The organism is Promicromonospora sp. NPDC090134, assembly GCF_044746965.1.
In the GTDB taxonomy this organism is placed as follows: Bacteria; Actinomycetota; Actinomycetes; order Actinomycetales; family Cellulomonadaceae; genus Promicromonospora.
Genome location: NZ_JBIVCZ010000004.1, coordinates 285006 through 303146 on the forward strand (window position 1 = coordinate 285006; position 18141 = coordinate 303146).

Sequence of the window (18141 nt, forward strand, 5' to 3'; positions counted from 1 at the left end):
AGCCGTGGCCAACGGGGTGCTCCCGTCTGAGATGATCCGGCACGAGCAGCTCCTGCTGCCTGCCGGTGACGAGGGAGCATGGTGGCTATGGTGGAGGCCGCAGACGAGCCAACGGCGATGTTGCACTTCGGCACCGTGGGCGCACCCGATCTGCCGGGTCGTATCGAGCTCCTGCGGGCCGCTCACCGCCTGGGGTCGTTGACGGGCGCAGATTTCCTGCCGGATGTGGAAGCCGACTTCTCCGTGCGCGAAGGCCGGGACGTCATCTTCGCCGAGCCGTCGTTTCCTGTGGCCGAACTGGCCCGGGCGCTGGAGCTGTGGGCCTCGGAGACGGACGACCCGCAAGACGACTTCGCGTTCGACTCCATGGCGTACGAGGTCCTGGGTGCCGTGCGGATCGTCAACTCGGCCGCCGGACGGACGATCGGGTCCCACTACGAGCGGACGACGACGGAGCCGCGTCCCTGGCCGGTCGTTCAAGCAGAGATCCGGGTTTTCGTCGAGGCGGTCAAGGCAGCCACACCCATCGCGGTCAAGGCCGCCACCAGCTCGATGATCACCGCGATCCTGGCCATGCATCGTGCCTTCGGCATGCCTCTGGCCGACGCCAAGGCTTTCGTGGTGGATGCCGTCGGTGGGGTCGATCCGGTGAACCAACGGCTTCATGACATCGCCACGAATCAGCCTGACGTCGCGAACGGTCCCCTTTGGTGATCGATCCATCGTTCGCCGTCGGCGAGTACCGCCTGCGGCGCGTGCACGACCGGCTGTTCCACTACGCCCACGTCGTCGTCGCCGCGCAACACGCCACGACGAACACCGTCAGCGCTGGGACGGCGCCCTTCGCCTGGCGTCTCGACGCGTACGGCCCGTTCGCGTACGCCCTCGACACCGATGCTGGGCTGATCGACGAGGCGGTCGACGGCGCCGAGCGGGCGCTCGCCGCACTCCCGGCCGGGAGTGGCGCGTTCTTCGCCGTCGTGACGTCGATCCGGACGTCGAACGTGGACACTCTCCCGGGTGATGTTCGGTATGCCGCCGGCCACGCACTGTGGAGGGCCGTGGGTCATGAACGGGCGGACGCTCGGGAGGTCAGCGGGGGCAGGCTCGTCTTCCCGGATGAAACGTCTGACGCATCCAAGATCTGAAGCGAGGTCGCGCTGGGGATCGTCGCCTGTTCTTGACGAGTTCCCGTCGAAAACGAGATGTCGGAGGGTTCGCTGCGGCCCTACGCTCGCGCCCATGGATGACATCGAACGATCTGACGAGCAACGGATCGTCGGACTCTCCGAGACCTTCGATGCATCGGCGAGCTGGTACTTCGGCATCGAGCACTACAAGACGGAGTACCAGCGTGGGCTCGACGCGATCGCCACCAGGCACGGAGATCGCCTGAACGCATTGGCAGGCCGAGCACTCAGCCACGCTTGGGTGCTCTGGGACGTCGAGGATGACTCGTGGTTCGCCGACGCGCCGGTGCTGTTCGACTTCGGGGACGAGCAGCTCGAGGTCCAGCACAACAAGTTCGACGAGCTCTCGATCACCTGGAACACCATCGATGCCCGGTCCTCGGTCCGTTGGCCGGAGAGCAAACTCGTCTGGCGCGATGACGCGTTGGCCGGCCTCTCGCTCCTGCACGGGCAGCGGGTGCTCGCCGGGCAGCTTTTTGAGTGGCGGGGACCCGAGCCCGACCTGGCGAACGGGATGGTCGCCGTCGGAGTCGTCTTCGAGAACGGTCGGGTGCTCGTCTACAACGCCCTGGACGAGAACGGTCTCGATTTCGAGCAGCCACGTCCGGAGTACCAACTCCACTCCCGTAACACCTGATGACCATGCGGTTGCTGCCAGGACCGCCCGATCCTGGCAGCAACTGCATGGTTGACAGGCCCGACGCTGCCCGCGCAAGCTCCCGGGCCGGGCCGGCCCGGGAGTCACCCGATCCGCACGACCCGAACCCACGAGGGCGGCGCCGGGGGTTGGTACGGGCTGGTCTCGCGCCACCCGCTCGGCCGAGGGAACAGCCCCACCACGGTCCGGCACGACGGCCTGACGGAGGGCCACGCCGTCTGTCCGTCGGTCAGGACGACGAGTGCGTCAGGCTTCGGAAGACGTCCGAGGGCTGCCGCCATTCCCGTTCTCAGGTCCGTGCCTCCGCCACCGACGAGCGGGATGCCCTCCGCCTGACAGATGCGTCCGACCGTCTGCACGGCCGCGTCGCACGACAGCACGGTCACCAGGTCGCGCCGGCCGCCCACGGCCTTCAGGATCGCGGATACCTCCAGGAGTGCGCTGCCGAGCTCGTCGTCGCTCACCGATCCGGAGGTGTCGATGACCACGCTGACGCGCGGCGGCCTGCGGCGCAGGCTGGGCAGGATCACCCCGGGCAGCGACGCGCTCCTCCGGCCAGGGCGCCCGTAGGTGTAGTTGTCGCCGACGCCGTTGCTGGTCACCGCCGAGCGGATCGCGGCACCCAGCAGGTCCCGCCAGGGCTGCGGCGGATGCACGACGTCGTTGGCCCAGCGCTGCCACCCCGCGGGCGCGTCGCCGGGCGCCCCGACGATCCCGCGCGCGACCCGGAACCTGACGGCCTGGCGCTCCGACTCGGACAGACCGTGGGACCTTCCCTCCCCCAGGTCCCAGGAGCGCTCCTGCCCATCGGCGCCGCTTCCGCAGTCGTGCCAGGCATACGGGTCGGTCAAGGGACCAGGGCTGATGTCATCGACGTACTCCTCCAGGAGCAGGCCCGGCTTGAGGTGCAGCCGGACGGGCGTGACGGCGCCGGAAGGCAGCGGCAGGTCGTCGTCGACGATGTCGTCGTTGATCTCGCAGTCGGCGGCCAGGTTGATCCGGAACCGCCGGACACGCGCCTCGGGGCCTGTCCGAGCCGCCATGAGGCGGTTGCCGCGGCCGTGGTGGTCACGCAGCAGGTGGGAGACCTCGTGGATCCAGACACCGGCGAGCTCATCCAGCGGCGTCCGCTCGACGAAGGCGGGCGAGACGTAGCAGCGCCAGTGCCGGTCGACTGCCATGGTCGGCACCGTCGAGGTCGGCACGACTTCCATGGCGAACAGCGCGGTCGCCAGATACGGGCGAAGGTGACAGGCCCGCAGCCGGGCCGCGAAGAGCTTCTCGGTGTCCATGGGCGTCGTCACGCGCTCACGGGCAGCAGGCCGGCGTGCTTGCCCAGCGGCACTGCGACCGCGAGTCGTTCGATGGCCGCGGGCACCGCCCAGTCCGGCCGGCGCAGTGTCGACAGCGTCATGACCGGCGTGACGAGCAGGTCGGGCGCGCCGGTGTCCAGGGCACGTACGAGTACCTCCCACGCCGCGTTCCAGCGGTCCTGGTCGGGCCGCTTCTTCACCACGAGCACGACGGCGTCCAGGACGGCCAGGCGCAGGTCGCCCCGCTCGGGCAGGACGGCCGAGGCTGGATCGGCGAGAAGCGTCTCCGGATCGGGTAGGTCGAGCCGGTCGATCGCCGCGAGCAGCTCGAAGCCAGGTCCGTCGCCCACGGCGCCCTTGACCAGCAGCGAGAGCACGTCACGCTCTGCGTCCGCAGCCGTGGCGAACGCGACGAGGCGCAGTGCCGTCTCCCAGCTTCGCGGTGACGGCCAGGCGCCGCCGCGGCGGGTCTCGCTGGTGGGCAGCTGGTGCATGAGGGCGGGTCTCGCCTCCAGGAAGGTGCACACGGCTCGCCGGGCGAACGCGACGGCATCGGGCAGCCGCTCCGCATCGAGCCGCGGAAGGACCGCACGGGGCCAGGTCCCGCCCAGGCCGCGGACGACGACGTCGGGGTCGTGCCGCCAGGGCAGGTGGACGAACCGGTTGGCCAGCGGAGCGCTCAGCTCCCATCCGTCGGCGGCCGAGCCTCGTGGGTTCGCCGCGGCCACGATCCGGACACCCTCGGGCAGCCGGAGTGCGCCGACCTGGCGTTCCAGGACGACCCGCAGGAGGGCCGCCTGCACGGCCGGCGGGGCCGTCGACAGCTCGTCGAGGAAGAGCAGCCCCCGGCCGGCGTCGGCCAGCCGGACGGCCCAGTCCGGCGGGGCCATCGGCACGCCGAGACGCGCCGGGTCGTCGCCGATGACCGGGAGGCCGTTGAAGTCGGACGGCTCGTGCACGCTCGCGATGACGGTGGTCAGGGGCAGACCCAGCGAGTCGGCGAGCTGCGCGATCGCCGAGGTCTTGCCGATGCCCGGTTCGCCCCACAGGAGCACGGGGACGTCGGCGGCCACCGCCAGCGCGAGCGCGGTGAGCTGTGGTTCGGGACGTGGTTCGGTGGTCGAGCCGGTGAGCAGGGACAGGAGGTCGGACGCTACGGAGAGCTGAGAAGTCATGGGTCACCTGTGAGTGGTAGGGATCCAGCCGGTGCCGGGCAGGTCAGTGAGACGCCGCAAGGAGGCGGCGGGTGTGCCGGTCGCGCTGGCGGCGGGATGTGGAGGAAGCGACCACGGACACACGGAAGCTCCGGTCGGAGCGGACATACGGATCGGGCGGAACCACGGGGTCGATGTCGAGCAGCAGCGGCAGAAGGCCCGCACGGTGCACGCCGTACGCGGCTCGTCCAGCTGCCACCGCGGCCAGCTCGTCCTGGAGGTCGCCGGCCCGGAGCACTGCCTCGGCACCCAGGAGGTTCTCGACGATGGCCAGGGCGGAGTCGACGTCGCCGTGGTCGAGCCGTGCGCGCACGTCCGCGAGCGCCGTCGGCGCACGGTGCAGCTGGTCGATGACGTGGAGGCACGGCAGCGGCGTTCCGCCGAGCCGCGCCAGCAGCTCCTCGCGCCGGATCTCGTCCGGGGCGTGGTCGAGGGCGGTGAGGACGCCGTCGACCACTGCCAGCCGGTGTGCCTCGCCGCGGCAGTCCACGTTTCGTGTGCCCGGTACCGGCGCCGGCCGTCGGCCGTAAATGCTGCCGGGTGCTAGTGCCTGGGCGACGAGCGGATGCAGGTCGCCGGGCGAGATCAGCCCTGCCCGCAGCAGCAGGACGTCGGGTGACACCCAGGTCGCGGCGTCCGGGAGCACCGCGATGCCGGGGTCCCGGCGTCGTCTGGCCCGCGCCGTTCCGGAAAGTCGGCCGGCGTCGAGCAGGTCTGCCAGGTCTTCGGGCGTCGGCGGCCGCAGGGTTCCGTTGTCGTCGCGACGCAGGACCAGGCGCCTTGCGCCCAGATGCACCGCGACGCCGCCGTCAGGCACGCCGTCCGACTCGACGAGAAGTGCGGCTTCCGCCGCCCACCGGGTCACCGCCCAGTCCGACGGCGTCACCACGGCCGGTCCGGGACCGACAGGTGAGTCGGCGTCCGGCGCGCGCACGGCTCGTTGGGCCAGCTCGTCGCTGTGCCGCGCGTCCCAGAGGTGGCGGTGCAGGTCGAGCCGGAACCGCCGGTCGGGGTGCGGCGCTGCCCTGTCGCCCGCGTCCCACCACGCCAGACTCATCCTTTGCGGCCCGGCAGCCCACGCGGGCGGCGTCCGGACCACCAGGTGCCCCGTGCCGCCGTCGGGCAGGGTGTACCGGGCGAGCGTGCAGGTGGTACCGGGCCGCAACAGGCCGTCGGACAGCGCGCGTGGCATGTGCCAGCGCAGCAGGTCCGGGGCGAGGTGGCGGAGGTCCACCCGGACGGCAGCGGCGAGCTCGGCGCCGTAACGACGTCGGAGGTTGCGGAGGTTCACGTCGACGTCCACGTGGGCCGCCGCGCAGGCGCCCGCCCAGTCGCCCACCTGACGGCGGGCCGTGGAGGTCTCGATCATCGGCGGAGGTACGGCGTACTCACGTACCCGCTGCCAGGAGAGGAGCCGGAGGTTCTCGGTCGACCTCGATGAGTGCATCAGCACTCACCTTCGGTGTACCGGACCCCCAATCTGGTGATCGTGAAGGTCATCATCGGGAGGGAGGCTAGCAGGCCTGACCTCTCGATGACCATGGCCTTACGCCCCCACCGCCTCCCGCACCGGCTCGAACCTGTCGTGCTCCGTGCGGCACATGCCCTCCCCGTGGGTCAGGCCGGGCAGGTCCCGCTGCAGCGCGGCGACGCTCCCGGCCGGGATCTCCCCGCGCATGACGACGATGCCGCCGCTCCCGACGCCCGACTCGAACGGCACCCCGCCCAGCCGGCCCACCAGCGACGCCACGGGCCCGACGGTGTCCTCCGGCAGCTCGATCACGAACCGGTGCACCGGTTCGCACACCACGGTCCCCGCCTGCCGGACAGCCGCGGCGAGCACGCGCGGCGCCAGCCCGCGGAAGTCGGCCCCCGTGCTGGACATCGCCTTGTTGAACTTCTGGTGCATGTGGCTCTGCCGGGGCGAGTAGCCCGAGTGGGTCATCACCACGCGGGCATCCGGGACCGGCCAGTGGAGCGGGCCGCGGGCCAGCTCGCGGCGCACGGTGTCCTCCGTCGCGTCGAAGAACGCGGGCGGCATCGAGCCGCGCTCGCACTCCAGCTCGAACGTCACGCCGCTCCCCGGGGCCACGGGCTCGACCCGCAGCCCGATCGTGGCGTGGAACTCGTTGCCGTCCTGCTTCTTGATCTCCAGCGCGTGCCCGGTGCCGACCAGCCGCTCGGTGCGCGCCGTCCGCACCTCGCCGAACCGCGCGTCGACGCGGTACTCCCGCTGCAGGATCGCGGCCAGGACCTCCCGCTGGACCTCGCCGTACAGGGACACGGTGATCTCCTCGCCGCGGCGGCGCACCCGGATGAGCGGGTCCTGCTCCGCCAGCTCGGACAGCGCGGCATACAGCCGCCCGCGTTCGCCGGGCGAGGCGTCCACCACCGTCTCGTACGACGGCGGCGGGAACTGGCTCGCCCGCTCGTCCCCCGGCCGCTGCGGCCCGACGACGTCGCCGACGCGGGCGGTCGCCAGCCCCTGCACGACTGCGATCTGGCCGGGCCGCGCCGTCGAGCGCGGGTCGAGCGTGCCGCGGTGCGCGACGCGCAGCCCGGTGATCCGCTCGGACTTCCCGTGCCCCAGGTCGATCCGGTCGCGGACCTGCAGCGCGCCCGACCGCATCCGGACGAACGCCCGCTTGCGGCCGTCCTCGCGGTCGATCGCGAAGACGACGCCGGACGGCGGGTCCTCGACCTCCGCCGTGCCCCCGCCGTCCGCCACCACGGGCAGGTACGTGCCGAGCGCGGCGGCCAGCTCGGACACGCCGACGCCGGTCACCGCCGACCCGAACAGCACCGGGTGCGCGGCCCCGCGCCGCGACTCCCCCGCGAGCCAGGCCCGCAGGCCGTCGTCCGGCAGAGGCTCGACACGGGCGCCGGGCGTGCCGGCGTCGAGCACGCGCTGCACCGGCAGGACGTCCGGGCTGAGGCGGCGCGCGACGGCGTCGGCCATCGTCTCCGGGCGTGCGCCGCGCCGGTCGATCTTGTTCACGAACACGATCACGGGCAGCCGCAGCCGCTGCAGGGCGCGCATCAGCACGAGCGTCTGCGCCTGCACGCCCTCGACGGCCGACAGCACGAGCACCGCGCCGTCGAGCACGGCGAGGCTGCGGTCCACCTCGGCGATGAAGTCCGGGTGGCCCGGGGTGTCCAGCACGTTGACGGTGACGTCCCCCGCGGGGAACGACGCCACGGACGCGCGGATGGTGATGCCCCGCTCGCGCTCCAGCGCGAGCGAGTCGGTCAGGGTATCGCCGCCGTCGACGGAACCGAGGCGGTCGATCACGCCCGAGTGGTGCAGCAGGCGTTCGGTCAGGCTGGTCTTACCGGCGTCGACATGGGCGACGATCCCGAGGTTGAGGTACGACAAAGGCAGTCACGTCCGTGGTCAGGTGGGTCAGGGCACGGGGCGTGACAGCTGTCATCGGTGTTCCAATCTCTCGGGTTGCCCCGACCCTGCCTTCCTGGCCGGGGTCGGGGCAACGGTTTATTCGGCCGGTCCCGCGGTGCCGACCCGCCAGGCCCAGCGCAGCGCGTCGGGCAGCAGGACGCCGGCGTGGTTCGGGTTGTGGCCGCCGTCGCCGAGCACGAGCCGGATGTCGTAGCCGGCCTCCGCGAGCGCCGCCGTGACGCGCAGGTTCTCCGCGAGCCAGTTCCGCTCGGGGCGGTTCCAGCCGAGGCCCCGGTGCCCGGCCTGGAGGAAGATCCGCAGCGGTTTGCGCGGCTCGGCGGGCAGGGCCGCGGGGTAGGGGTTGCCGCCGGGCATCTGGGCGAAGCTCGACAGGAAGCCGACGACGCGGCGGAACCGGTCAGGACGGTGCCACGCCGCGGTGAAGGCACAGTTCCCGCCGCTGCTGCCGCCCACGACACCCCAGCGGTCCGGGTCGTCGGTGACGGCGTACCGGCGGCGGACCTCCGGGATCACCTCGGTCAGCAGGAAGGTGACGTAGCGGTCGTCGGCGGCGTCGTACTCCGTGTTGCGGTTCTTGCGCTCGACGGTATCCGGGCGGTCCTGGAAGACGCCGGGGTCGACGAAGACGCCGAGGGTCGGCGGGATCGCGCCGTCGTGCACCAGGTTGTCCAGCACGATGCCGCCGCGGACGTCGCCGTCGGGGTCGAGGTACCACCAGCCGTCCTGGAACACGAGGAGCCCGGCGGGGCGAGCGGGGTCGTAGGCGGCGGGCACGTGGATCCACACGGTCCGGGTCGTGCCGGGGTAGACGGCGCTGTCGTCCAGGCGGAGCTCGACGGTGACGCCCGGCGGGACGTCGGGGCGCCGCCGCGAGTCGGGCCCGAGCTCGTACCGGACGTCGTCGAGCTCCAGCGGGATTGGTCGAAACGGAACAGAAGCGGCCACGCCGCCACGCTAACGACCACCCCCGCCCGGGGTCCCGCCCTTTATCCGCCCCACCACGGCGTTGAGCACAGCAGTTGCTGCCAGGAAGGGCGTGGTCGTGGCAGCAACCGCTGTGCTCAACACCGAGGCCGCGGGCTGGAAGGGGCGAGCGGCCGGTAGCCTGCCCGCATGATCGTGTGGCTGAACGGACCCTTCGGCGGCGGCAAGACCACGACGGCGGCGGAGCTCGACGCGCTCCTGCCGGAGGCGGTGGTGTTCGACCCGGAGCACATGGGCCTGCCGCTGGTGCCCACGCTGTCGGGCATCGAGCCGGTGAGCGACTTCCAGGACTGGCGCCCGTGGCGCGAGCTGGTCGTGGCGGCGCTGACGTCGCTGGACCGCTACACCGGCCGCACCATCGTGGCCCCGCAGACGGTGGTCGTCGAGCAGTACTGGGACGAGATCACCTCAGGCCTCGCGGCTGCCGGGGTCACGCTCAGGACGTTCACCCTGGACTGCACCCCCGACGAGCACGAGCGGCGGATCGCCGGCGACACGGTCACGAACTCGACGATCGCGGAGATCAAGATCGACGACGACGGCGTGGGCTGGCGCCGCCACCGCGCCGCCGACTACCGCGCGGCCCTGCCCTGGCTCACCGCGCGCACCGAGGTGATCGACACGACGAGCCTGCAACCGGCCGAGGTCGCCAAGGAGGTCGCGGCCCGCGCGGGCCTGACGGCCTGACCGACACCGGCCCCGTGACCCGCCGTCGTTGACCACAGCGGTTGCTGCCGGCGGCACCGGATCGGTGGCAGCAACCGCTGTGGTCAACGCCTGTCCGGGCAGCGGCGGTGCGGGCAGCGGCGGTCTGGTCAGCCGCGGTCTGGTCAGCCGCGGTCGCCTTCGCCCCCGCGCGCCTGGTGCGGCGCTCGGCGCCGGAAGTAGGCGACCGTCAGCACCGCGAGCAGCGGACCCCAGGCCAGCAACGGCGTGTAGCAGACCGCCAGCAGCACCTTCTGCGCGAACGTCGGGAAGAGGAAGTCGAGGTTCCCGCCGAAGGTCCCGCTCATCAGGTTGACCGCGGCGAACGTCCAGATCACGGTGAGCGCCAGCGAGCCGAGCGCGGCCGGGACGGTCGCGGCGAGCCGGTGCACCGGACGCCCGCCGACGACGGGGAGCCAGGCCGGCAGCACCTCGCCCCACCGCTGGACGAGCCCGAGGGACAGCAGGGCCAGCACCTCCGCGACGAGTGAGAGCCCGACGATCTGGACACGTTCCCCGAACGGGATGGCGACGGCGGTGCTCGCGACCGGCAGCCCGAGCACCAGGGCGATCCGCCAGAGACCGGACGGCAGAGTGAGCAGGGCGACGACATGTGCCAGACGACGGATGCCGGGGCGGGCCTCCACGGCCGGCGGGGCTGTCACGACGGTTGAGGTGTTCATGCCATCGATGCTCGTCGCGCGGATCCACCCACCGGATCCCCCACCCGCGTGAGCTCACTCCCCCGGTCGGGTGACCGACCACGCGACGCGCCTCACTCGGCGCCGTAGAAGATCCGCTCCATCACGGCGCGCGCCCGCCGGGCCAGCCGCAGGTACAGCTCCTCCAGCTCCGGACCCGTGCCCACGTCGCCGAGCAGCCGGGCGATGCCGGTCAGGGCGTGGCTGTCGTGCGGCAGCATGTCCACGCCGGCACCCGTCGTCCGCCCGGACCACAGCACGATCGCCGACCGCAGCCGCGACGCGAGCACCCAGGCCTCCAGGAGCACCTCGGCGTCGTCGTCGGTCAGCAGGCCCGCCTCGTTCGCGGCCTTCAGTGCCGAGACGGTCCCCGTGGTCCGCAGGCCCGGCACCTCGTAGGCGTGCTGGAGCTGCAGGAGCTGGACGGTCCACTCGACGTCGGAGACCCCGCCCCGGCCCAGCTTCAGGTGCCGCGCCGGGTCGGCCCCGCGCGGCAGGCGCTCCGACTCGACCCGCGCCTTGATGCGCCGCACCTCGCGCAGCACCGCGGCGTCCAGCCCGCCCTCCGGGTAGCGCAGGGGGTCGATCAGCTCCGTGAACCGCGCGCCCAGCGACCGGCCGCCCTCGGCGCCGGGTCCCAGGTCGAGCTCGCTCCCGCCCTCGGGCAGCGCGCCTCCGCCGTCGGACAGGGAGGCCGCCACCGCGCCCTCGTCCGGGCCGCCCGCCGCGACCACGCTGAGCGTGCCCGACAGGGCGCGCGCCCGCAGCAGCGCCTGCGCCTCCCAGGGCGAGGACCAGCGTCCGTAGTACTCCACGTAGGAGTCGAAGGAGCGCACCAGCGGCCCGCTGCGCCCCTCGGGCCGCAGGTCGGCGTCCACGGGCAGGCCCGGCTCCGGCCCGACGGCGGTCAGGATCCGCCGCATGCCCTTCGCCACCGTCAGGGCGTAGTCGTTGGCCGCCTTGTCCCCGGCGCCGCCGACCGCCTCGTAGACGAACATGATGTCGGCGTCCGAGCCGTACCCCATCTCCTGGCCGCCGAGCCGGCCCATCGCGACGATGAGCAGCCGTGCGGGCTCGTCCCCGCGCGCGATGTTCCGCTCGCCGCGCGCCTCGTGCTCCGCGATGCGCAGCCCGCCCGCCAGGACGACGTCGGCGGCGTCCGAGATGGCCCGCGCGGCGTCGACCGGCCCGAGCTCGCCCAGCACCTCGGCGACGCCCGTGCGGGCCAGCTCGCGGCGGCGCAGCGCGCGCAGCGCGACGGTGGCCGCGTCCACCTCCTGGGCCCGCCCGAGCAGCGCGTCCGCCTCCGCGGCCAGCCGCCGCGCCCCGCGCGGCGCCAGCGAGTCGGACTGCGCCAGCCAGCGCACCGACTCCGGGGACCTACCGATGGCGTCCGCGAGGTAGCGCGACGAGGACAGCACCTGGGCCAGGTGCGAGGCGGCCTCCGAGGAGTCGCGCAGCAGCCGCAGGTACCAGTGCGTGGAGCCCAGGGTGTCGGACAGCTTGCGGAACGCGAGCAGGCCCTCGTCCGGGTCCGCCCCCTCGGCGAACCAGCCGAGCAGCACCGGCAGGAGCTGCCGCTGGATCGCCGCACGCCGCGAGACGCCGTCGGTCAGGGCCTGGACGTGGCGCATCGCGCCGGCCGGGTCGCGATAGCCGATCGCCGCGAACCGGGCCATGGCCGCGCGCGGCGCGAGCGACGCCTCGCTCGTGGACAGGAGCGCCGTGGCCGGCAGGAGCGGCCGGTAGTAGACGGCCTCGTGCAGGTCGCGCACCTCGCGCCGCACGGACCGCCAGGTCTTGACCAGGTCGTCGGCGCCGCCCTGCCCCAGTCCGCGGGCCAGCCGACGCAGCTCCGCCTCGGCGGTCGGCATGAGGTGGGTACGGCGCAGGCGGAAGAGCTGGATCCGGTGCTCCAGCGCCCGCAGGAACCGGTAGCACTCCCCCATCCGGCGGGCGTGCTCGCGCCCCACGTAGCCGCCCCGGGACAGCGCCGCGAGGGCGTCGAGCGTGGTCCGTGACCGGATGTCCTCGTCCGCACGACCGTGCACGAGCTGCAGCAGCTGCACGGTGAACTCGACGTCGCGCAGGCCGCCCTTGCCGAGCTTGATCTGCCGGTCGGCCTCGGCCACGGGCACGTTGTCCTCGACGCGCTTGCGCATCGCGCGGGCGTCCTCGACGAAGTTGGGCCGCTCCACGGCCTGCCACACCAGCGGCCCGACGGCGGCGGTGTACGCCTCCCCGAGCGCCAGGTCGCCCGCCACCGGACGCGCCTTGAGCAGCGCCTGGAACTCCCACGTGACGGCCCACCGCTCGTAGTACGCGACGTGGCTCGCCAGCGTGCGCACGAGCGGCCCCTGCTTGCCCTCCGGGCGCAGCGCCGCGTCGACCTGCCACAGCGCCGGCTCCGCCGACGCACCCGAGCACACCTGGGCCAGGCGGCCCGCGAGCCGCGCGGCGACCCGCAGGGCGTCGTCCTCGTCGCACGCGGGCGCGCCGTCGGGCAGCACGCCCGGCTCGGCCACGTAGATGACGTCCACGTCGGAGATGTAGTTCAGCTCCCGGCCGCCGGTCTTGCCCATGCCGAGCACGGCCAGGCGGACGCCGGCCGCGTGGTCCTCCTCCTCGGATCGCGCCACGGCCAGCGCGCCCTCCAGCGCGGCGGCCGCCAGGTCGGCCAGCGCCGCCGCGACGGCGGGCAGCACCACCGTCGGGTCGGACGCGGTGACGTCGGTCGCCGCGATCCGCAGCAGGCGGGCGCGGTAGGCGCGGCGCAGCCGGTCGGTGTACGACGACGAAGCGACCTCGTCCGGCGCCGCCAGCCCCTGCTGGGCGTGGGTGCCCGCGACGGGCTCGGCGGACTCCGGGTCGGCGTCGACGGCGCGCAGCAGCTCGGCGCGCACGGCCTCGGCGGGGACGCCGGTACCCGGGGTGAGGTCGCGGATCAGGTCGAGCAGCGCCGGGTGGCGCACGAGCTCGTCGCCGAGCGCCGAGGACGAGCCCAGCACGCGCAGCAGCCGGTCGACGACGGTCGGGCGGGGCGCGTCGGCGTCGGCAGGGCCGTCGCCCGTGCCGCCGTTGCCCGTGCCGCCGTTGGCGGCGCCGTTGCCACCGCCGTTGGCCGAGCCACCGTTCTCCGAGCCGCCGTTCCCCGAGCCGCCGTTGGCAGGTCCGCCCTTGTCCGGGGCGGCGTCGGCGGCCGGGCCCGAGGCCGCGAGGACCGGGCGCAGCCGGTCCGGGGCGGCCGCCGCGAGGCGGACGAGCTGGAGCAGCGCCAGGTCGGGGTCGGCGACGCCGGCGAGCGAGCGCAGGAGCGCCACGCCGGCGGGCTCCAGGACGACCGCACCGCGGTCGGGGCCGGCCGCACGGCCCGCCCCGTTGCCCTGGGGACTGCTGTCCAGGACGGCGACCAGGTCGGGGTCGCGCCACAGCGCGGCGGACCGGGTGAGGTCGGCGAACCCGGCCCGGATCAGATGGGTCGTCAGGGTCTCGGGTCGGCGGCTCTGCACCCCCCGACCCTACGACGCGGGCGGGGGGTGCAGCACCCCTGTCAGAGCTGCGGAAACGTCAGAGCTGCAGGAACCGCTTGAGCTCGAACGGCGTCACCTGGGCGCTGTACGCCTCCCACTCCTCGCGCTTGTTGCGCAGGAAGTAGTCGAAGACGTGCTCGCCGAGGGTCTCGGCCACGAGCTCGGACTTCTCCATGAACTGGATGGCCTCGTCGAGGTCGCGCGGCAGCGGCGCGATGCCCAGCGCGCGGCGCTCGGCCGGCGTGAGCTCCCAGACGTCGTCCTCGGTGTGGTCCAGGAGGTCGTAGCCCTCCTCGATGCCCTTGAGGCCGGCCGCGAGGATCACGGCGAACGCCAGGTACGGGTTGGCGGCCGAGTCCAGCGCACGGTACTCGATGCGCGCGGAGTTGCCCTTGCCCGGCTTGTACATCGGCACGCGGACCAGCGCGGAGCGGTTGTTGTGACCCCAGCTCACGTAGCTCGGGGCCTCCTGCCCGCCCCAGAGCCGCTTGTAGCTGTTGACGTACTGGTTGGTGACCGCGGTGATCTCACCGGCGTGCACCATGAGACCCGCGATGAACTGGCGCGCCGTCTTGGACAGCTCGAACTGGGCGCCGGGCTCGTAGAACGCGTTGCGGTCGTCCTCGAACAGCGACACGTGCGTGTGCATGCCGGAGCCGGGCTGGTCGGCCAGCGGCTTGGGCATGAAGGACGCGAACACGCCCTGCTCGAGCGCCACCTCCTTGACCACGGTGCGGAACGTCATGAGGTTGTCCGCGGTGGTCAGCGCGTCGGCGTACCGCAGGTCGATCTCGTTCTGGCCGGGGCCGGCCTCGTGGTGCGAGAACTCGACCGAGATGCCCATGGACTCCAGCATCGTGATCGCGGCGCGGCGGAAGTCGTGTGTCGATCCCCGGGCCAGGTGGTCGAAGTACCCGCCCTGGTCGACCGGCTCCAGCTTCGGGTCGGCCTTGGTGAGCTGGTTGAACAGGTAGAACTCGACCTCGGGGTGCGTGTAGAAGGTGAACCCGCGGTCGCTCGCCTTGGCGAGGGTGCGCTTGAGCACGTTGCGCGAGTCCGCCAGCGACGGCTCGCCGTCCGGCGTCAGGATGTCGCAGAACATGCGGCCCGTACCGTGCCGCTCGCCGCGCCACGGGAGCACCTGGAACGTGGTCGGGTCCGGCTTGGCGACCATGTCCGCCTCGAAGACCCGGGTGAGTCCCTCGATGGCGCTGCCGTCGAAGCCGATGCCCTCGCTGAACGCCGACTCGAGCTCGGCGGGTGCCACAGCTACCGACTTCAGCACGCCGAGCACATCGGTGAACCAAAGCCGGATGAAGCGGATGTCGCGCTCCTCGACCGTGCGGAGCACGAACTCCTGCTGCCTGTCCATGGGCCCATCTTGCACTAAACCTGTTACAGGTGCGTGTACCGAGCATGGACGACCGGTCGTAGGCTTTCCAGCGGCACCGAGGCCGTTCGAACCACAGGAGGACCATGTCCGCCCACACCTCACCCACTCAGGGCCCCAAGAGGGTCCGCGTGCATCATCTGGCCGAGGCCAAGGCCAAGGGTGAGAAGCTCGCGATGCTCACCGCGTACGACGCGGTGACCGCCGCGATCTTCGACGCGGCCGGCATGGACATCCTGCTGGTGGGCGACTCCATCGGGAACGTCATGCACGGGCACACCAGCACGATCCCCGTGACCGTGGACGACATGATCCCGGCCGCCCGCGCCGTCGCGCGGGCCACGAAGCGCGCGTTCGTGGTGATCGACCTGCCGTTCGGCTCGTACGAGGCCGGGCCGCAGCAGGCGCTGGAGACGTCGGTGCGGATCTTCAAGGAGACGGGCGCCGACGCCGTCAAGCTGGAGGGCGGCGTCCGTTCCGCCCCGCAGATCCGGGCGCTCACCGACGCCGGGATCCCCGTCGTCGCGCACCTCGGCTACACGCCGCAGTCGGAGAACCTGCTGGGCGGGCCGCGCGTGCAGGGCCGAGGCGACGACGCCGTCGAGCGACTGGCCGACGACGCGAAGGCCGTCGAGGAGGCCGGCGCCGTCGCCGTCGTCCTGGAGATGGTGCCCACCGACGTCGCCGCGCGGATCACCGAGATCGTGCGCATCCCCACCATCGGCATCGGCGCGGGGCCGCACTGCGACGGCCAGGTGCTGGTGTGGACGGACATGGCCGGGATGACCGACTGGTCGCCGCGGTTCGCCCGGCGCTACGCCGAGCTCGGCGCGGCGCTGCAGCAGGCCGCGGAGGACTACGTCTCCGAGGTCAAGGACTCCTCGTTCCCGGACGCGGAGCACTCGTTCGAGAAGTGACCCCGCGTGCCAGGCGTCGCCCGTCGGACGTACAGGTCACCCGGGTGACCTGTACGTCCGACACGAGGGGTTACTTCTTGCGCCAGTCCTCGTCCTCCTTGTCCCAGGACTCGTTGCGTGACCTCGCGCTCTCCAGCGCCCGCTCGGCCTCGGCGCGGGTGCTGTAGGGACCCATCAGGTGCGACCAGGACGAACGGCGTCCCACTTCGACCGCCCTGGTCTCGGTGTTGTACCAGTACTGCTCCTCGGTGCTCATGAGACGATCCTGACATGAGCGACCTGGCGTTCGGCATAGACATCGGAGGTTCGGGGATCAAGGGTGCGCCCGTCGATCTCACGGCTGGCGAGTACGCGGAGAAGCGGACCCGCATCCCCACGCCCCAACCGTCCACCCCGCAGGCCGTGGCGGACGTGCTCGCGGAGCTCGTCGACACCTACCACCTGCCCGACGACGTCCCCATCGGCGTCGCCTTCCCCGCCCCGATGCAGCACGGCGTGGTGCGCTCCATGGCGAACCTCGACCAGTCCTGGACCGGCGTGGACCTGCCGGCGCTCGTGCAGCGCGTGACGGGGCGCCACGTGGTCGCGGTGAACGACGCCGACGCGGCGGGCGTGGGCGAGGTGCGCTACGGCGCCGCGCGCGACGCGGACGGCGTGGTGCTGGTGGCGACCCTCGGCACGGGGATCGGGTCGGCGCTCGTGGTCGACGGCGTCCTGGTGCCCAACACCGAGCTGGGCCACCTGGAGATCGACGGGCACGACGCCGAGTCGCGGGCGGCCGACTCCGCGCGGGAGCGCGAGGACCTGTCCTGGGAGGACTGGGCCGAGCGCCTGCAGCGGTACTTCGGGGTGGTCGAGGACCTGATCTCCCCCGACCTCATCGTCGTGGGGGGCGGCGTGAGCAAGCACCACGAGAAGTATCTGCCGCACCTGCACCTGCGGGCGCCGATCGTCCCGGCGCAGCTGCGCAACGCGGCCGGCATCGTCGGGGCCGCAGCACTGGCCGCCGGACGCTGAGGCGGGCGCCCGGCCTCCGGGCCGGGCGCGGTCAGGCCTCCCGTGCGGCGCCGCGGTGCGCGGGGTGCGCGAAGAGCGCGTCGACCCCGAGCATCTCGATGACGTTCCGGACAACCGGCGGCGGCTCCGGAAGGCTCACGGTCAGGCCCTCCTGCGTCCCGTAGGTGTACATCTGCATGAGGAACGCGACGCCGGTCGAGTCCATGAACGTCACCTTGGACGTGTCGATGACCACCGCCTTGGCCCGCTCGAGGGCGTTGGCTATGGCAGCACTCGACTCACCGCGCAAAGAGACATCGATCTCTCCCCACATGCTCACGACGCTCGTGCGAGCCTGTTCCTCGAACAGGATCCCGCCCGTGCGCCCCCTGTTGTCGAATTCGGTGTTGCTCACTTGCATCGCCCCTGTTCATTGCTCCCCGACATGGCCGCCGGAACGGGTCGCCCGACCCCCCGGGCAACTCTGGGAGATTGCAACGCCTTCGTCGCGATCACGGGCAGCCTACATCCGTGAAGATCGCAAGTGGAACAGCCAGTATGGGTTACATTTCAAGGACCCCACTGGTATAACCCGGTATTTCTCCGGGCAAACCAGCACAACACTCCCGGCCAGACCGGGACATATAGCTGCCGAGTTGGACATACGTCCAAGTAAAAAATTCACCGGATTCAATTCTCCGACGACCGATTTGGGCCGTCCGGGCCCTCTGCGGCCCCGGGATTGCGAACGTTCGGTGCGCTTTCCTTCTCCCATGCATCCAGCTGCATAGTGAGCGCCTTGGCGAGCTCGAACACCTGCTGCGGGGGAATGCGCACGCGTGAGACCACCCGGCCCGGCACGGTGATCGACGTGACCTCGCCCGACTCCGGGTCCGAGACCGGGCTCGGCGGCTGCTTCACGGCGATGAAGTCCAGGATGAACGACGTCGGTGTGTGCCACACCGAGGCGAAGTCGGCGGGTACGCCGGTCTCCATCTCGTCGGGCACGTCGATCTGGAACTCCTGGGGCAGCTCGTCGGACGACACTGAGGCTCCTCGTTAGGCCGGGCGGTGCACCGACCGTACCGTGGGGCAGGTTGGCGCGACAGTGGAAACGGACTCGAA

At 72.2% G+C, this 18141-nt stretch carries 17 protein-coding genes; 6 read left to right on the top strand and 11 right to left on the bottom strand.

All coding sequences use genetic code 11. The annotated features are described in order from the left end of the window. Positions 1-87 precede the first annotated feature (87 nt). The 3 genes from ACIPN7_RS13610 (at position 88) to ACIPN7_RS13620 (ending at position 1827) form a co-directional block, all read left to right on the top strand. Positions 88-714 (top strand): hypothetical protein, encoded by a 627-nt coding sequence (locus ACIPN7_RS13610; RefSeq protein WP_400542662.1) that lies wholly within the window; start codon positions 88-90, stop codon positions 712-714. Then, positions 711-1148 carry a hypothetical protein gene (locus tag ACIPN7_RS13615; protein WP_400542665.1) on the top strand — a complete coding sequence of 146 codons (438 nt, stop codon included), beginning with the start codon at positions 711-713 and terminating at the stop codon, positions 1146-1148. Before ACIPN7_RS13610 ends, ACIPN7_RS13615 begins: the two co-directional genes overlap by 4 nt. A 94-nt stretch (positions 1149-1242) precedes the next feature. Then, positions 1243-1827 (top strand): hypothetical protein, encoded by a 585-nt coding sequence (locus ACIPN7_RS13620; RefSeq protein ID WP_400542668.1) that lies wholly within the window; start codon positions 1243-1245, stop codon positions 1825-1827. A gap of 104 nt (positions 1828-1931) precedes the next feature. Here the strand turns inward: ACIPN7_RS13620 and ACIPN7_RS13625 are convergent, their stop codons facing one another. The 5 genes from ACIPN7_RS13625 to ACIPN7_RS13645 form a co-directional block, all read right to left on the bottom strand. Further along, positions 1932-3152 (bottom strand): VWA-like domain-containing protein, encoded by a 1221-nt coding sequence (locus ACIPN7_RS13625; RefSeq protein WP_400542671.1) that lies wholly within the window; start codon positions 3150-3152, stop codon positions 1932-1934. Continuing rightward, complete coding sequence (locus tag ACIPN7_RS13630; protein ID WP_400542673.1) at positions 3149-4336, bottom strand: AAA family ATPase; 1188 nt, start codon at positions 4334-4336, stop codon at positions 3149-3151. Before ACIPN7_RS13630 ends, ACIPN7_RS13625 begins: the two co-directional genes overlap by 4 nt. A 43-nt stretch (positions 4337-4379) precedes the next feature. Beyond that, a complete protein-coding gene (locus tag ACIPN7_RS13635; RefSeq protein ID WP_400542676.1) occupies positions 4380-5822 on the bottom strand; it encodes a hypothetical protein in 1443 nt (480 codons plus the stop codon). Positions 5823-5921: 99 nt separating this feature from the next. Further along, positions 5922-7751 (bottom strand): GTP-binding protein, encoded by a 1830-nt coding sequence (locus ACIPN7_RS13640; protein WP_400542679.1) that lies wholly within the window; start codon positions 7749-7751, stop codon positions 5922-5924. 117 nt (positions 7752-7868) lie between these two features. Continuing rightward, positions 7869-8738 carry an alpha/beta hydrolase gene (locus ACIPN7_RS13645; RefSeq protein ID WP_400542682.1) on the bottom strand — a complete coding sequence of 290 codons (870 nt, stop codon included), beginning with the start codon at positions 8736-8738 and terminating at the stop codon, positions 7869-7871. Positions 8739-8906: 168 nt separating this feature from the next. On the opposite strand from ACIPN7_RS13645, the gene ACIPN7_RS13650 reads away from it, so the two are divergent. Next, positions 8907-9464, top strand: coding sequence for an ATP-binding protein (locus tag ACIPN7_RS13650; protein ID WP_400542685.1), 558 nt, complete (start codon positions 8907-8909; stop codon positions 9462-9464). 143 nt (positions 9465-9607) lie between these two features. On the opposite strand, the gene ACIPN7_RS13655 is transcribed toward ACIPN7_RS13650, so the two are convergent. The 3 genes from ACIPN7_RS13655 to ACIPN7_RS13665 form a co-directional block, all read right to left on the bottom strand. Beyond that, positions 9608-10165, bottom strand: a complete 558-nt coding sequence (locus ACIPN7_RS13655; RefSeq protein WP_400542688.1) for a hypothetical protein — start codon at positions 10163-10165, stop codon at positions 9608-9610. Positions 10166-10257: 92 nt separating this feature from the next. Then, positions 10258-13692: a bifunctional [glutamine synthetase] adenylyltransferase/[glutamine synthetase]-adenylyl-L-tyrosine phosphorylase gene (locus tag ACIPN7_RS13660; RefSeq protein ID WP_400542691.1), complete on the bottom strand. Its 3435-nt coding sequence runs from the start codon at positions 13690-13692 to the stop codon at positions 10258-10260. Between the two features lie 58 nt (positions 13693-13750). After that, positions 13751-15085: a glutamine synthetase family protein gene (locus ACIPN7_RS13665; protein WP_020014259.1), complete on the bottom strand. Its 1335-nt coding sequence runs from the start codon at positions 15083-15085 to the stop codon at positions 13751-13753. A gap of 104 nt (positions 15086-15189) precedes the next feature. On the opposite strand from ACIPN7_RS13665, the gene panB reads away from it, so the two are divergent. Next, positions 15190-16020, top strand: coding sequence for a 3-methyl-2-oxobutanoate hydroxymethyltransferase (gene panB / locus ACIPN7_RS13670; protein ID WP_400542695.1), 831 nt, complete (start codon positions 15190-15192; stop codon positions 16018-16020). Between the two features lie 70 nt (positions 16021-16090). Here the strand turns inward: panB and ACIPN7_RS13675 are convergent, their stop codons facing one another. After that, positions 16091-16276: an SPOR domain-containing protein gene (locus tag ACIPN7_RS13675; RefSeq protein ID WP_377227296.1), complete on the bottom strand. Its 186-nt coding sequence runs from the start codon at positions 16274-16276 to the stop codon at positions 16091-16093. A 14-nt stretch (positions 16277-16290) separates the two neighbouring features. Here ACIPN7_RS13675 and ppgK point away from each other — a divergent pair, with 14 nt between their 5' ends. Next, positions 16291-17037, top strand: coding sequence for a polyphosphate--glucose phosphotransferase (gene ppgK / locus ACIPN7_RS13680; RefSeq protein WP_285104252.1), 747 nt, complete (start codon positions 16291-16293; stop codon positions 17035-17037). Positions 17038-17068: 31 nt separating this feature from the next. On the opposite strand, the gene ACIPN7_RS13685 is transcribed toward ppgK, so the two are convergent. Both ACIPN7_RS13685 and ACIPN7_RS13690 read right to left on the bottom strand, forming a co-directional pair. Further along, complete coding sequence (locus ACIPN7_RS13685) at positions 17069-17437, bottom strand: STAS domain-containing protein (protein WP_397397297.1); 369 nt, start codon at positions 17435-17437, stop codon at positions 17069-17071. Between the two features lie 269 nt (positions 17438-17706). Continuing rightward, positions 17707-18063 (bottom strand): DUF3467 domain-containing protein, encoded by a 357-nt coding sequence (locus tag ACIPN7_RS13690; RefSeq protein WP_036968624.1) that lies wholly within the window; start codon positions 18061-18063, stop codon positions 17707-17709. Between the last annotated feature and the right edge of the window lie 78 nt (positions 18064-18141).

Excerpts from the sequence above, each read along its gene's own strand:
- ACIPN7_RS13675 (WP_377227296.1), bottom strand. The coding sequence starts at position 16,276 with ATGAGCACCGAGGAGCAGTACTGGTACAACACCGAGACCAGGGCGGTC.
- ACIPN7_RS13655 (WP_400542688.1), bottom strand. The coding sequence starts at position 10,165 with ATGAACACCTCAACCGTCGTGACAGCCCCGCCGGCCGTGGAGGCCCGC.
- ACIPN7_RS13630 (WP_400542673.1), bottom strand. The coding sequence starts at position 4,336 with ATGACTTCTCAGCTCTCCGTAGCGTCCGACCTCCTGTCCCTGCTCACC.
- panB (WP_400542695.1), top strand. The coding sequence starts at position 15,190 with ATGTCCGCCCACACCTCACCCACTCAGGGCCCCAAGAGGGTCCGCGTG.
- ACIPN7_RS13685 (WP_397397297.1), bottom strand. The coding sequence starts at position 17,437 with ATGCAAGTGAGCAACACCGAATTCGACAACAGGGGGCGCACGGGCGGG.
- ppgK (WP_285104252.1), top strand. The coding sequence starts at position 16,291 with ATGAGCGACCTGGCGTTCGGCATAGACATCGGAGGTTCGGGGATCAAG.
- ACIPN7_RS13665 (WP_020014259.1), bottom strand. The coding sequence starts at position 15,085 with ATGGACAGGCAGCAGGAGTTCGTGCTCCGCACGGTCGAGGAGCGCGAC.
- ACIPN7_RS13650 (WP_400542685.1), top strand. The coding sequence starts at position 8,907 with ATGATCGTGTGGCTGAACGGACCCTTCGGCGGCGGCAAGACCACGACG.
- ACIPN7_RS13610 (WP_400542662.1), top strand. The coding sequence starts at position 88 with ATGGTGGAGGCCGCAGACGAGCCAACGGCGATGTTGCACTTCGGCACC.
- ACIPN7_RS13620 (WP_400542668.1), top strand. The coding sequence starts at position 1,243 with ATGGATGACATCGAACGATCTGACGAGCAACGGATCGTCGGACTCTCC.
- ACIPN7_RS13635 (WP_400542676.1), bottom strand. The coding sequence starts at position 5,822 with ATGCACTCATCGAGGTCGACCGAGAACCTCCGGCTCCTCTCCTGGCAG.